The organism is Micromonospora sp. BQ32, from assembly GCF_059358895.1.
In genome coordinates, this window is sequence record NZ_JCADBI010000011.1 from 101,456 (window position 1) to 115,372 (window position 13,917).

10 protein-coding genes are annotated in these 13,917 nt (G+C 72.8%); 8 read left to right on the forward strand and 2 right to left on the reverse strand.

The window, feature by feature from the left end; translation table 11 throughout:
* The first annotated feature begins 153 nt into the window (after nucleotides 1-153).
* Nucleotides 154-1,134 carry an ATP-binding cassette domain-containing protein gene (locus AC5L30_RS21125; protein ID WP_494869309.1) on the forward strand — a complete coding sequence of 327 codons (981 nt, stop codon included), beginning with the start codon at nucleotides 154-156 and terminating at the stop codon, nucleotides 1,132-1,134.
* Nucleotides 1,131-1,958, forward strand: a complete 828-nt coding sequence (locus tag AC5L30_RS21130) for an ABC transporter permease (protein ID WP_494869310.1) — start codon at nucleotides 1,131-1,133, stop codon at nucleotides 1,956-1,958. The genes AC5L30_RS21125 and AC5L30_RS21130 overlap by 4 nt, the downstream gene beginning before the upstream one ends.
* A 1-nt stretch (nucleotide 1,959) precedes the next feature.
* Here AC5L30_RS21130 and AC5L30_RS21135 read toward each other — a convergent pair whose 3' ends face one another.
* Complete coding sequence (locus AC5L30_RS21135) at nucleotides 1,960-5,139, reverse strand: ATP-binding protein (RefSeq protein ID WP_494869311.1); 3,180 nt, start codon at nucleotides 5,137-5,139, stop codon at nucleotides 1,960-1,962.
* A gap of 113 nt (nucleotides 5,140-5,252) precedes the next feature.
* On the opposite strand from AC5L30_RS21135, the gene AC5L30_RS21140 reads away from it, so the two are divergent.
* The 6 genes from AC5L30_RS21140 (at nucleotide 5,253) to AC5L30_RS21165 (ending at nucleotide 12,261) form a co-directional block, all read left to right on the forward strand.
* Entirely contained in the window at nucleotides 5,253-6,086 is an 834-nt protein-coding gene (locus AC5L30_RS21140) for an ABC transporter ATP-binding protein (protein WP_494869313.1), read from the forward strand.
* Nucleotides 6,087-6,118: 32 nt separating this feature from the next.
* Nucleotides 6,119-7,102 carry an ABC transporter substrate-binding protein gene (locus AC5L30_RS21145; RefSeq protein WP_494869315.1) on the forward strand — a complete coding sequence of 328 codons (984 nt, stop codon included), beginning with the start codon at nucleotides 6,119-6,121 and terminating at the stop codon, nucleotides 7,100-7,102.
* A gap of 5 nt (nucleotides 7,103-7,107) precedes the next feature.
* Entirely contained in the window at nucleotides 7,108-9,207 is a 2,100-nt protein-coding gene (locus AC5L30_RS21150; protein ID WP_494869448.1) for an iron ABC transporter permease, read from the forward strand.
* Nucleotides 9,208-9,233: 26 nt separating this feature from the next.
* Nucleotides 9,234-10,139 carry a siderophore-interacting protein gene (locus tag AC5L30_RS21155; RefSeq protein WP_494869316.1) on the forward strand — a complete coding sequence of 302 codons (906 nt, stop codon included), beginning with the start codon at nucleotides 9,234-9,236 and terminating at the stop codon, nucleotides 10,137-10,139.
* Nucleotides 10,140-10,272: 133 nt separating this feature from the next.
* Nucleotides 10,273-11,733, forward strand: coding sequence for an SDR family NAD(P)-dependent oxidoreductase (locus AC5L30_RS21160; RefSeq protein WP_494869317.1), 1,461 nt, complete (start codon nucleotides 10,273-10,275; stop codon nucleotides 11,731-11,733).
* Between the two features lie 51 nt (nucleotides 11,734-11,784).
* The gene (locus AC5L30_RS21165) at nucleotides 11,785-12,261 is read left to right on the forward strand and encodes a heme-degrading domain-containing protein (RefSeq protein WP_355010264.1); all 477 of its coding nucleotides are present in this window, start codon (nucleotides 11,785-11,787) and stop codon (nucleotides 12,259-12,261) included.
* A 43-nt stretch (nucleotides 12,262-12,304) separates the two neighbouring features.
* Here the strand turns inward: AC5L30_RS21165 and AC5L30_RS21170 are convergent, their stop codons facing one another.
* A complete protein-coding gene (locus AC5L30_RS21170) occupies nucleotides 12,305-13,609 on the reverse strand; it encodes an FAD-dependent oxidoreductase (protein ID WP_494869318.1) in 1,305 nt (434 codons plus the stop codon).
* Between the last annotated feature and the right edge of the window lie 308 nt (nucleotides 13,610-13,917).

Sequence of the window (13,917 nt, forward strand, 5' to 3'; positions counted from 1 at the left end):
GCGCTCTGCCGTGGCCAGCATATCGTGACGCCGACCGCCGGTGTGGATGTGCACACCCTGGCCGCCCTCGCTCTCGGCCCCGATGTCAGCCCGTGTCAGCCGATGTCGGCGGCGTGTCGGGGCGGTGTCAGCGGGCCCGCGCAGACTCGGCGCATGACAGCTGACCTGGTGATCGAAGCCGAGGGCCTCGTGAAGACATTTGGGAAGACGAGGGCGCTACAGGGCGTGGACCTCGCCGTACCCCGTGGGACGGTGCTCGGGGTGCTCGGCCCCAACGGCGCCGGCAAGACCACCGCCGTGCGCATCCTCTCCACCCTGCTCACCCCGGACGGCGGGACCGCCCGAATCAGCGGTTTCGACGTGGTGCGGGACGCCGAGCGCGTTCGGCAGAGCATCGGCCTCACCGGCCAGTACGCCTCGGTCGACGAGGACCTGACCGGGCGGCAGAACCTGGAGCTGTTCGGCACCCTGCTGGAGCTGGGGCGCACCGGCGCCCGGCGACGGGCCGCCGAACTGCTCGACTGGTTCGACCTGACCGATGCCGCGAACCGGCCGGCCAAGACCTACTCCGGCGGCATGCGGCGACGGCTGGACCTAGCCGCCAGCCTCGTCGGCTCCCCCGACGTGATCTTCCTGGACGAGCCGACGACCGGGCTCGACCCGGCCAAGCGCGAGGACATGTGGGACGTGGTCCGGTTGCTGGTCAACAACGGCTCGACGGTGCTGCTCACCACCCAGTACCTGGAGGAGGCCGACGCGCTCGCCGACTCGATCACGGTGATCGACCATGGCCGGGTCATCGCGCACGACACCCCCGAAGGGCTCAAGCGGGTGGTCGGCGGGCAGACCCTGGAGGTTCGGCCCTCCGATCCGGCGCAGCTGCCCCGCACCGCGGAGATCCTGACCCAGGTCGGCTCCGGCGCGCAGGCCGACGAGATCCGCAAGGGCGTGCTCGCGGTGCCGGTCACCGACGACGCGGCCCTGACCGAGAGCGTCGCGCGGTTCGCCACAGCCGGCATCGCGGTCACCGAACTCTCCCTGCACCTGCCGAGCCTCGACGAGGTGTTCTTCACCCTCACCGGGCGTACGGCGTCAGAAGACGACACCACCCGCCCCACGGAGGTCGCGGCATGAGCACCCTGACCGACACAGCGCCCACGAGAAGCCGCGCGCTCTCGAACTCCGCGCCGAACCCCCGGCCGTTCCGGCTGGTCCGGCACTCGTTGGCGCTCGCCAAGCGCAGCCTCATCAAGACCTGGCGTACGCCCGAGGCGCTCATCGACGTCACCCTGCAACCGGTGCTGTTCCTCATCATCTTCGTGTACGTCTTCGGCGGCGCCGTCGCCGGATCGACCCACGACTACCTGCAGTTCCTGCTGCCCGGCATCCTCGCGCAGACGATCGCCACCGGCGCCATCGCGATCGGCGTCAACCTCAACACCGACATCGCCAAGGGCATCTTCGACCGGTTCCGGTCGCTGCCGATCCCCCGCTCCGCACCACTGGTCGGCGCGGTCCTCGGCGATGTCGTCCGGTACGTCATCGTCACCGTGTCGACCCTCGCCATCGGCTACGTAATGGGTTTCCGGATCGAGACCGACCCGTTCCGGGCGATCGCCGGGTGTCTGCTCGCGGTGCTGTTCGCGCTCTGCCTGAGCTGGCTGCCGGTGCTGGTGTCGATGAAGGTGCGGACCGCGGGTGCCGTACAGGGTGTGATGTTCGCGCTGATCATGCCGCTGAGCTTCGCGTCCAACGTGTTCGTCGGCGCCGACACCCTGCCCGGCTGGATGCAGGCGTTCGTGGACGTCAACCCGATGACCCACCTGGTGGCGTCGGTACGCGGACTGTTCCTCGGCACCCCACTCGACAACCATGTCTGGTGGACGCTCGCCTGGTGCGCCGGATTCGTGGCGGTGTTCATGCCGCTGGCGCTGCGGGCGTACCGCAAGAAGATCTGAGTCAGGCGAGCAGGTCGTCCATCAGCTCGCGGATCCGGCTGACGGCCGCGGCGGGCGGCCGCTCGCGCCACGCGGCCAGCAACGGCTCACGCTGCTCCTCGTCCCCGAGGATGGCGTTGAGCCGTTCGCCGTTCTCGAAGGGGAAGAACATCTCGATCTGGGTGCCGATCCGCTTGGCGAGTATGGCCAGTTCGCGGGCGGTGTCGACGTCACCCCGGTACGCCGCGAACTCCGCGCCGCCCGACGCCCACGCCCCGATCACCGGCAGGTCCCGCGAGGTCAGCGCATCGTCACGGGCGAGCGACAGCATCGCGGCCGCCTGGACGGTGGCGTCGTTGCCCGACACCCGCCCCGCCTGGGCCACCCGCAGGTAGATGATCGCCGCCGTCGCCCGGAGCATCACCCGCGGCTGTGGCTGCGGCCCGACCCAGCTGGCGAGGATGCGCGTCACCTCGTCGGCGTGGGCGAGCGTCTCGTCGTACCGCTCGCGCTGCCAGGCGAGGTGGGCCAGGCCGAGCAGCGCCTGCGCGGCGTCGATCTGCTCGGCCTGGCCCGGCGCGGCCGTCTCGCCCAGCCGCCGCTCCGCGTCCGCGTCGCCGGTCAGGGCGAGCTGCACGTCCAGCCGGACCCGGATCGACCGGGCGTCCTGGGTGGCGCCGACCAACTCCATGTGCCGGACGCTGCGGGTCAGCCACTCGGCCGATCGGGCATCGCCGCCCGGGACCAGGAACTGTCCGACCGCACCCGCCGCCATGGCCATGCCCCAGTGGTCGCCAGCGACCTCGAAGCGGTGGTACGCCTGCTCGGCGTCGCTGATCGACGCTTCCGGCAGGCCGCCATTTTCCCGTACCGCCGCGCGCGCGAACAGCCCGAGTCCCTGCACGTACGGGTCCGGGTGCGCGACCATCTCGGTCGCGCTCTTCATGCTCTGCTCCACGTCGGAGGCGTCGAAGCCGGGCAGCGCCGACGCGAGAGCGGTCAGCCGGGGCGACACCTCGGCGGGACGTTCGGCCTGGAGCGTCCGCAGCGCCCGCCGGGCGAGCACGGCGGGCCGCAGGTCGGCGCTGACACCGGCGTTCACGCTGATCACCACGCACGTCCAGGCCAGCCGGTCGGCGTTGGGCAGTGGCCGGCCGCTGGCCGCGCCGCGCAGGATCGCCGACCGCAGCCGCCGCTGCGGGTCGTCGATGTGCAGCAGCCCGCGCGCCCAGGCGAGGACCTCAAGGTGCAGGCCCCGCACGGACCAGAGGTGGAACAGCGCGGTGGCGACGTCGACGGCCGCGGATTCGTCGTCGGCTCCCATCGCCCACCGCAGGCCCGCGACCAGGTTGTCCTGCTCGGCGGCACAACGGTGCAGCGCCTCGACCTGGCCGGGGCCGATGAAGCGGCCGGCCAGTGCGACGGCCTGCTCCCGCGCCCACCCGACCAGGCCGGCCATGGCCTGATCCCGGGCGCCGGCCGCGTCCAGCCGGGCCTCGCCGTACTCACGGACCGTTTCGAGCATTCGGTAACGCGGCGGACCGTCCCCCTCGACCAGGGTCAGCAGGGACTGTTCGACGAGGTTCGCCAGGCCGCGACGGACGTCCGGGGCCTGCGCGACGGCGGCGGCGAGGTCCGCGGTGAACGGCGCGGGAATGACCGCGACCCGCTGGAGCAGGTCCCGGTCGGCCTCGGCGAGCAGTTCCCTGCTCCAGTCGACCAACGCCCACAGGCTCGCGTGCCGCTCGGGCAGGCCGCGCAGGGCGTCGTCGAGCAGCGCGAACCGGTCGGTCAACCCCGCGAGCACGTCGTCGATCGGCATGTGCCGCAGTCGTGCGGCGGCCAGTTCGAGCGCCAACGGCAGGTTGTCGAGCCGGTGGCACAGGGCGAGCGCCCGCTCGGTGTCCCAGGTCGGCACCGCTCCACCGGCCCGGGCCCGGGATTCGACCAGCGCGAGCGCGTCGGCGTCCGGCAACGCGGTCAGCCGGTGTACCAGTTCGCCGACCAGGCCCAGTGGGGCGCGGCTCGTCGCGAGCACGGCGACCTCCGGCGAGGCCACCGCGACCAGGTCCGCGACGACGACGGCCACCGCGTCGAGCACGTGCTCGCAGTTGTCCAGCACCACCAGCCCGTCCAGGTCCGGCGCCACCGCGCGCAGCCGCTCCTCGGGGCTGAGGACCCGCCGTTCCAGACCCAGGTTGCCGCCGGTCGTCGTGGTGTCCGCACCGCCGAGCGCGGCGAGCACCGTGGGCAGCACCTCGTCGGGCGAGCGCAGGCCGGCGAGTTCGATCACGCGTACGGCCTGCCCGGCCGCCGCCGTGCGCCTGGCCACCTCGGCGGCGAGCCGGGTCTTGCCCGCCCCGCCGGTCGCCACGATCGTCACGACAGGTGTCTCGGCGAGCGCGCCGGTGACGGCCTCGACGTCCCGCTCCCGCCCGACGAGGGCGGCCATGGGACGGCGCCACGCGGCGGGCAGCGTGATCCGCGCCGGTTGTCGGGGCGGCGTCGCGACGGGCGGGGCGGTGAGCTCACCGCGCAGCAGCGCCAGATGGACGGCCGTGATCACCGGCGACGGGTCGGTGCCGTACCGGTCGGCCAGGTCGGCGCGCAGCCGCTCGACCACCTCCAGCGCCTCCGCCTCCCGCCCCTGGGCGGCCAGCACCCGGACGAGCAGGGCGGCGGACGGCTCGTCCGGCGGTGTACGCGCGACGAGCCGGCCCAGGTCGACCTCGTCGAACGGGCCCACGCCGGCGAGTGCCGCCTGCGCGCGCAGCGCGGCGACCTCCGCGAACAGGCGGGTGTCCTCGGCGCTGACCAGCTCCGGCACCTCGGGGAACAGGGCACGCGCCTGATCGGCCAGGCCGCGGGCGACGCCGAGGTCACCGCACCGGAGCACGGTGCGTGCCTGGTCGACGAGCGCCCGCGCCTCGACCGCGTCGACGGTGATCTCCTCGGCCGGCAGCCGGTATCCGCCCGGCACCGCGACCACGGGCAGCCTGAGTCGGCGCACCCTGGACACGAGCGCCTGGACGGCGCCGGTCGCGTCGTCGGGTGGCGAGCCGTCCCAGACGGCGTCCACGAGCAGGCTCACCGAGACCGCCCGCCCTCGCGCGTCGACGAGCGCGCGGAGCACCGCCGCGAGCCGTTCACCCCGAACGGGTTGGCCGTCGACGGCGAGTGGGCCGAGGGTCGCGATGTGCACGGACCCAGCATCCCCCACGCGCGCACGGGCCCGACGAGCACCGGTCCGCCGGGGTGGTCATGGCCCCGCGACCGGCTTGACAGGCCACCTTTCGGTTAGGTTAGCCTAACCTCATGCAGAACGAGTTGGCGTCGGTCAACGGGGAGCGCAGCCTGTCCGGCGTCAACCTCCGTCTGGGCTATCACGGTGTGCCGGTGGTGCACGGCGCCGTGCTCAACCTCCGCGCCGGCGCCGTGACCGCACTGGTGGGGCCCAACGGCAGCGGCAAGTCCACCCTGCTGCGGGCTCTGGCCCGGCTGCACCCGATCGAGGCCGGCACAGTGCACCTCGCCGACGGCGTCACGGCCGCCAGCCTCCCGGCCCGGGAGTTCGCCCGGCGGGTCACCCTGCTCGCGCAGAGCCGACCGGTGCCCAGCGGGGTCACCGTCCGCGACGTCGTCGGCTACGGCCGCCACCCCTACCGGGGGCGCTGGCGCACCGAGGATCCGGACGGCCCTGCCGCCATCGCACGGGCCATGGACGTCACCGGCGTCGCGGCGATGGGCGACCGTCCCGTCGACGAACTCTCCGGCGGCGAGTTGCAGCGGGTGTGGTTGGCCACCTGCCTCGCCCAGGACACCCCGGTTCTGCTCCTCGACGAGCCCACCACGTTTCTCGACCTGCGCTACCAGGTGGAGATCCTCGACCTGGTCCGTGACCTCGCGGACGATCACGGCGTCGCCGTCGGCGTCGTGCTGCACGACCTCAACCAGGCAGCCGCGGTGGCGGACGAGGTGGTCCTGTTGCACCAGGGCCGGGTCCGCGCCACCGGCACCCCGGCAACGGTGTTCACCGAGAACGCCCTCACCGAGACCTACGGGATCCGTATCGAGGTGACCACCGATCCGGTCAGCGGTCTGGTCACCACCCGCCCCGTCGGGCGGCACCAGCTCCGCGCCCTGGTCTGAACACCCCTCATCCACAGCAGAGAAAGACCGTGATGACCCGCACCCGTTTCACCGCCCTCATCGCCGTCGTGGCCGCGCTGACGCTCGGCGCCTGCGGCACCACCGAGAACGCCGCCGCCCCCGGGACCTCCCCCTCGGCGGCCGGCGGCCCGGTCACCCTCACCGACAGCCGGGGCAAGGAGATCACCCTCAAGGCGCCGGCGACCAGGGTCGTCGGGCTCGAGTGGGGCGAGGTCGAACTGCTGGTCAGCCTCGGCGTCATGCCCGTCGGTGTCGCCGACCCCAAGGGCTACGGCACCTGGGTCACCTCCGCGAAGCTCGACCCGGGGGTCAAGGACGTCGGCACCCGCGGTGAGCCCAGCGTCGACTCGATCGTCGCCCTCCAACCCGACCTCATCGTGATGGAGGACGACCGGGGCGCCAACATGGTCAGCCAGCTGGAGAAGTACGCCCCCGTCGTGGTCGCCAAGGGCAGTGACGCCACCGACAACATCGGCCGGATGCGCACCGACCTCAACATGATCGCGAAGGCGGTCGGCAAGACCACCGAGGCGGAGAAGCTGCTCGCCGACTTCGACGCGGCCCTCGCCGACGGCAAGAAGAAGATCGCCGACGCCGGTGCCGCCGGCCGGCCGTTCGCCATCGCCGACGGCTGGAAGGAGGGCAGCACCGTCAGCATCCGGATGTTCGGCAAGGGCTCGCTGGTCTCCCAGATCGGCATCCAGCTCGGCCTCACCAACGCCTGGACCGGCAAGACCGACGAGGTGTGGGGCCTCGGCCAGACCGACGTCGAGGGCATGACCGTCCTCAAGGACCCGAACACGCACCTCTTCTACAACGCCTCCGACGGCGACGACGTGTTCGCCGACGGTCTCGCCGGTAACGCCATCTGGAAGTCGCTGCCCTTCGTGCGGCAGGGCAACCTGCACAAGATGCCCAACGGCGTCTGGACCTTCGGCGGTCCGCTCTCCGGCAAGCAGTACATCGACGAACTCGTCAAGACGTACACGGTGTGAGCGTGCTGGACGCACCCCCACGCCCGGAGCCGGCCACCCGGCCGGCCCCGGGCGGACGCCTGGCCGTGCCCCGCGTCGCCGGTGCCTTCGTCGCCGCGATCCTGCTGCTGCTCGTGGTCGGCGCGGTGCACCTCACCCAGGGCACCTCGAACGTCGGCGCCCTCGACCTGCTGCGGCTCGCGACCGGCGCCGACGACGAGGCGGCCCGCGTCCTGGTCGCCTCCCGGCTGCCCCGGCTGCTGGCCGGGCTGGCCATCGGCGTGGCGCTCGGGTTCGCCGGGGCGGCGTTGCAGTCGATCGCCCGCAACCCGCTCGCCTCCCCCGACACCCTCGCGGTCAACGCGGGCGCCCACCTGGCGATCGTCGCCGTCGCCGCGTTCGGCGTCTCGCTGCCCGCGCTGCCCGCCGGCGGCCTCGCCTTCTGCGGCGGGCTGGCCGCCGCCGGCCTGGTGATGGCGATGTCCTCCGGTGGGCAGGCCGGCACCACCCGGCTGATCCTCGCCGGCTCGGCGACCGCGCTGGCGCTCGGGTCGGTGACCACCCTGCTGCTGCTCCTGTTCGAGCAGGCCACCATCGGGCTGTTCGCCTGGGGGAACGGCTCCCTGGTGCAGAGCGACCTGACCGCGCTGACCCAACTCGCTCCGGTGATCGTCGGCGCCGTCATCGTGCTCGTGCTGCTCGGGCACCGCCTCGACATCCTCGCCCTCGGCGACGACACCGCCACCGTGCTCGGCCTCGACGTGCGGCGTACCCGGCTCACCGTCATGGTGCTGGCCGTGCTGCTCTCCGCCGCGGCCGTCACCCTCACCGGCCCGGTCGGCTTCGTCGGCCTGTGCGCCCCGGTGATCGTCCGGCTGCTCGCTCCCGTGCTGCCGGGGGTGCACCGGCACCGCATCCTGCTGCCGTTGTCCGGCATCGCCGGGGTCATCATCGTGCTCGGCTCCGACGTGCTGCTGCGGGCCGTCATGGGTGGGCAGGCCGGGGTCGACATCCCCACCGGCGTGGTCACCACCCTGTTCGGCGCGGCGATCCTCATCTGGCTGGCCCGCCGACACCGCGACGCGGGCCCCACCCGTCGTCCGCCCGGCGGGCACGCTGCCGTCCGCTCCGCCGCCTTCCACCGGGGCGTCGTCGCCGGCACCGCCGTCCTGACCGTCTGCGCCGTGACGGTCGGCATGCTCGCCGGTGACACCTGGGTGCTGCTCGGTGACGTCGTCAACTGGGTCAACGGCAGCACCGGGCCGGCGTACACCTTTGTGCTGGACCAGCGGTGGCCGCGCGTCGCCGCGGCGGTCCTGGCCGGCGTGGCGCTCGCGGTCGCCGGCACCACAGTGCAGGCGGTCTGCCGCAACCCGCTGGCCGAACCCGGCATCCTCGGCATCACCGCGGGCGCCGGACTCGGGGCCGTCTCCCTGCTCACCTTCGTACCGCTGGCCGGTGTGTGGGCCGTCTCCGGCGTCGCCGGGCTCGGCGCGATGCTGGCGTTCGCCCTGGTCTACGGCCTGGCCTGGCGCGGCGGACTGAACTCCGACCGACTGGTGCTGATCGGTTTCGGCGCCTGGCAGGGCGGCATGGCGGTCATCACCTACCTGGTCGTCGCCTTCGACCCGTGGAACACCGGGAAGGCGTTGACCTGGCTCTCCGGCTCCACCTACGGTCGCATGCCCACCCAGGTGCTGCCGGTGCTGATCGCCCTGCTGGTGCTCACCCCGGCCGTGGTCGCCGCCCGCCGGGAACTCGACCTGATGACGCTGGACGACGACACCCCGCGGGTGCTGGGCGTCCGCCTGGAACGCACCCGGTTGCTCGCGCTCGGCGCGGCGGCGCTGCTCACCTCCACCGCCGTCTCGGCCGTCGGGGTCATCGGCTTCGTCGGCCTGGTCGCCCCGCACGCCGCGCGGGCGCTCGTCGGCGGGCGGCACTCCCGGGTGCTCCCGGTGGCCGCCCTGCTCGGCGCGGCGCTGGTCAGCATCGCCGACACCCTCGGCCGGACGGTCATCGCGCCGGCCCAGATCCCCGCCGGCCTGGTCACCGCCATGATCGGCACCCCGTACTTCGTCTGGCTGCTGTGGCGTTCCCGCGCCGTGGCGAGCAGCACCCGGTAGACGCCGGCCGAGTCGAGAGAGGCACCATGACCGAGACCCTGCCCATCGCCCCGTGGCGCGTGTTCGCCGTCACCGTCCGCGCGGTACGCCGGCTCAGCCCGTCCTTCACCCGGGTGACCTTCACCGGGGCGGACCTGGACCGCTTCGCCGACAACGGTTACGACCAGCGGATCAAGCTGGCGCTGCCGCGGCCCGGTCAGCGCGGGGCCACCCTGCCGGACGGGATGGACTGGTACCCGAAGTGGCGGGCGCTGCCGGAGCCCGAGCGCAACCCGATTCGGACCTACACGGTGCGGGCGGTCCGACCGCACCTGGCCGAGGTCGACGTCGACCTGGTGCTGCACGGTGACAGCGGCCCGGCGACGCGCTGGGCTCGGCGGGCCAGCGTCGGCGACGAGATCGCCCTGGTCGGGCCGGACGCCGGCTTCGACGGCAACCACGGCGGCGTGGAGTTTCGGCCGTCGACCGGCGGCGCCCTGCTGTTGGCCGGCGACGAGACCGCCGTGCCGGCGATCAGCAGCATCTGCGAGCGACTCCCCGTCGACGCCCGGGGCACGGTCGTGCTGGAGGTACCCGACGCCGCCGACGTGTTGCCGCTGGTCGCACCCCCCGGCGTCGAGGTCCGCTGGCTGGCCCGGGGCGCCGACGGATACGGCAGCCGGCTGGTGCCCGCCGTCGTCGCCGCGGCCGGGGAACTGCTGGCCCCCGGTGCGTCGACGGCCGCCCAGCCCGTGGCGGACGTGGACGTGGACACCGAGATCCTGTGGGAGGTGCCCGAGGAGGTGGCCTCGGTGCCGCTGTACGCGTGGCTGGCCGGGGAGGCCGGGGTCATCCGTACCCTGCGCCGGCACCTGGTCGCCGAGCGAGGTCTGGACCGCCGGGCGGTGGCCTTCATGGGCTACTGGCGGCTCGGCCACGTCGACGCCGACTGACAGCGCCGGGAGGCGCAGTTCGCTGGGGAGGGCCGCGAGGTGCGTCGGATGCCGTGAGGCGCGTACCGTTTCGGGTCGGACTTGGGGCGGGCCGGCTGGAGCCGGCACGGGATACGGGACGAGACAACGACGCATGACGGTGGACAACATTACCGAAAACGGTCAAGAGGGTATTGACCGAAGCCGGCTGGAGGCCTGCCTCAGCGTCTTCGAGGCGTTGGAGGCGCTGCCCTCCGACCACCCCGACGTGGTGCGGGTGCAGCGAGCCACCGCGCGCCTCTACAAGGTGATCAAGCAGCGGCGGCGGGAGGAGCGGCGGGACGCCATCCTCGCCGCCGACCGGGCGGTGACGGAGGCCACCGCCACCGGCGCTCCGGGGCGGATCGACGACGAGACGCAGGGCATTCCGCTCGCGTCCTCCGTCGCGGGCGAGACAGCGGGCTTCCTGCACAACCCGCGCGGCTGCTACGTCTGCAAGCAGCGCTACCGCGAGGTGGACGCCTTCTACCACCAGCTCTGCCCGTCCTGCGCCGCACTCAACCGGGAGCGCCGCGACGCCCGTACCGACCTGACCGGCCGGCGCGCGCTGCTCACCGGCGGCCGGGCCAAGATCGGCATGTACATCGCGCTGCGGCTGCTGCGCGACGGCGCGCACACGACGGTGACGACGCGGTTCCCGCACGACGCGGTCCGCCGGTTCGCGGCGATGCCCGACAGCGGGGACTGGCTGCACCGGCTGCGCATCGTCGGGATCGACCTGCGCGACCCCGCCCAGGTGATCGCTCTCGCCGACGACGTCAGCAGCCAGGGCCCTCTCGACATTCTGATCAACAACGCGGCGCAGACCGTCCGCCGGTCCCCCGGGGCGTACGCGCAACTCATCGCCGCGGAGGCCGCGGCCCTGCCGGACGGTCCACTGCCGGAGCTGATCACGTTCGCCAAGCCGGACGGGCCGGGTGCCCCGGTGGGCAGCCTGACCGCCGGACCACAGTCGACCGCGCTCACCCCGCACGCGCTGACCGCGCTGGCACTGACCAGCGGCTCGGCCTCACCGGAACGGATCGCGGCGTCCACGGCCATCGACGCCGGCGGGCTGGTGCCCGACCTCGACTCGGTCAACAGCTGGGTCCAGCGGGTCCAGGAGGTCGACCCGGTCGAGCTGCTCGAAGTGCAGCTGTGCAACGTCACGGCACCGTTCGTGCTGGTCAGCCGGTTGCGCCCGGCGATGGCCGCCGCGTCGGCCCGGCGCAAGTACGTGGTGAACGTGTCGGCGATGGAGGGTCAGTTCGGTCGCGGTTACAAGGGGCCGGGGCACCCGCACACCAACATGGCCAAGGCGGCGTTGAACATGCTGACCCGCACCAGCGCCGAGGAGATGGTGACCGACGGCATCCTGATGACCAGCGTCGACACCGGCTGGATCACCGACGAACGCCCCCACCCGACGAAGATGCGGCTGGCCGACGAGGGCTTCCACGCCCCGCTGGACCTGGTCGACGGCGCGGCCCGGGTGTACGACCCGATCGTCCGGGGCGAGCAGGGCGAGGACCTGTACGGCTGTTTCCTGAAGGACTACGCGCCCTGCGCCTGGTGATCGCCCCGCACGACAAACTGGTGATCGCCCGCACAACAGAGGAGAAGAAACATGTCAGCTGACCGTGAGTCGTGGCCGACGCTGGACGAGCTGCTGCGCGAGGAGAACGAGCTGGAGCTCGCGGGTCTGTCCGAGACCGACGCGTACGAACTGGGGATGCTCGCCGTCGCCGCCGCGACCGAGCAGCGGCTGCCGGTCTCGGTGGGCGTGTGGCGGGCCGGGCGCCAGTTGTTCCACTGTGGCCTGCCGGGGTCGACGGCCGACAACGACGCCTGGCTGCGCCGCAAGGGGCGGGTGGTGATGCGGTTCGAGCACTCCTCGCTGTACATGGCCCGGCTGTGCCAGGACAAGCAGGTGACACTGGCCGAGAGGTTCGGCCTGCCGGCCTCGCGGTACGCGGCGGCCGGGGGCGCGGTGCCACTGCGGGTGCGCGGCACCGGCGTGGTGGGCTGGGTCGGTGTCTCCGGGCTGCCACAGCTGGACGACCACCGTTTCGTGGTCGACATCCTCCGCAAGCTTCCCCGCTAGGGCTGTCCCGGCGGCCTCGCAGGCGAGGCCGCCGGGTCCTCGCTCAGTGTGCGCGCCGGTTGGCGCGCAGGGCGCCCAGGAGCACGCCGGGCCGGGCCAGTGAGCGCGGGTGCTGGCGCATGGAGACGACGTCGTTGAACCGCCGGGCGGTCGTCACGTCCGTGACGGTCGCGGCGATGATCTGCCTACTGGCCCAGTTGGAGAGCCGGTAGCCGCGCGGGTAGGGCCCGTCGACGTGGGGCAACGCCAGGTCCGCCGAGGTCGAGATCGACCAGGCGGCGTCGACCACGACCTTTTGGAGCGCCAGGTAGTGGCGCGCGGGCGCCCGCAGATCCGGGCCGGACCGGAGGTACGTCGACAGGCAGGCCGCGTGCAGCGCCGCCGCCGTCATGCCCTGCCCGTAGACCGGGTTGAACGACGCGACGGCGTCTCCGACGCTGATCAGGCCGGCCGGGAACCGCTTGAGCGCGTGGAAGTCCCGTCGCCGGCTGTCGGCATGGTGGTAGGTCTGGACGTCGCCGATCATTTCCTGCTCGGCGACCTCGCCGAACTCCGGTGGGAACTGCTCCCGCAGGCGCCGGACGAAGTCCGCCGCGGTGCGCCCCGGGCGGTCGGTGCCGTAACCGGCCATCATGGCCATCCACCGGCCGTCCTCGATGGCGAAGAACGCGGCCCCGGCCACGTCCACCGCCATCCTTGGGGTGTTCAGTGCCAGCACGACCGTCGAGGCCGGGGTGAGTTCCGGGCGACGGAACAGGGCGGTCGCGTAGTTGAGATGCACGGTCATCCGCCGGGCGACCGGCCGTTCCCAGCCGGATTGCTCCAGCCAGTCCGACAGTTTGCTGGACCGCCCCATGGCGTCCACCACCAGGTCACCGCGCTCGACACCGGGCACCCCACCGACCTCACAGCGGACCCCGGTGACCGCGGTGCCGTCGAACACGAGGCCGGTGGCGCGGGCGGTGATCGTCTTGACGTTGGGCAGTCGGAGCACCTGCTGGCGGATCAACCCCTCCAGGAGTGGCCGACTGCCTGCCAGACTGTCGGCGTCGTCGGGGACGACGACCTTCAGACGCCCGTCGAGGTAGTTGCGCCGGGCCTCGGGCGGCGCCTCGATTGCTCCGCGCGCCAGTGCCTCGTCGCGGAATCCGGGAAACAGCCGCTCCAACTGGAGGAGGCCGCCGGGCAGCAGCGCGTGCAGCTGCGTCCCCTGGGGTACGCCGGGCCGCGCGCCGGTCACCTGCGGGTCGTCCCGGTCGATGATGACGACGGTGTCGGCGTGGTCGGACAGCACCCGGGCGGCCAGCAGACCGGCGACACTGCCGCCGACCACGACGGCCGTTCCCATCGTCGGGGATGGCTGGTCAGGGGGTCGAGCAGCATTCAGCTCTGCGAAGACCCGGGACGGGGAGAGGGACATCGTGCTCTCCAAGGGGGTAACGGGGTGTGTGCCCTCCCCGGTGACTGTCCACGCGCGCGGACAGACCGGTGGACGGTCGTTCGACATGATGCCCGCCGATCGTCGCACAACCGCTCCGAACGGCAACCGGCTGTGTCCGCCAGATGACCCTGTGTGAACCGATGGGCCGGGCGAGGTCGACGTTCGGACGGGTCAGACGTCGAGTTCATGGGGCTGACAGGCTCGTCGAGAAGGTT

What these genes read in the sequence shown, in the direction of transcription:
- AC5L30_RS21125 (WP_494869309.1), top strand. Translation starts at nt 154, where the DNA reads ATGACAGCTGACCTGGTGATCGAAGCCGAGGGCCTCGTGAAGACATTT.
- AC5L30_RS21130 (WP_494869310.1), top strand. Translation starts at nt 1,131, where the DNA reads ATGAGCACCCTGACCGACACAGCGCCCACGAGAAGCCGCGCGCTCTCG.
- AC5L30_RS21140 (WP_494869313.1), top strand. Translation starts at nt 5,253, where the DNA reads ATGCAGAACGAGTTGGCGTCGGTCAACGGGGAGCGCAGCCTGTCCGGC.
- AC5L30_RS21145 (WP_494869315.1), top strand. Translation starts at nt 6,119, where the DNA reads ATGACCCGCACCCGTTTCACCGCCCTCATCGCCGTCGTGGCCGCGCTG.
- AC5L30_RS21155 (WP_494869316.1), top strand. Translation starts at nt 9,234, where the DNA reads ATGACCGAGACCCTGCCCATCGCCCCGTGGCGCGTGTTCGCCGTCACC.
- AC5L30_RS21160 (WP_494869317.1), top strand. Translation starts at nt 10,273, where the DNA reads ATGACGGTGGACAACATTACCGAAAACGGTCAAGAGGGTATTGACCGA.
- AC5L30_RS21165 (WP_355010264.1), top strand. Translation starts at nt 11,785, where the DNA reads ATGTCAGCTGACCGTGAGTCGTGGCCGACGCTGGACGAGCTGCTGCGC.
- AC5L30_RS21170 (WP_494869318.1), bottom strand. Translation starts at nt 13,609, where the DNA reads ATGGGAACGGCCGTCGTGGTCGGCGGCAGTGTCGCCGGTCTGCTGGCC.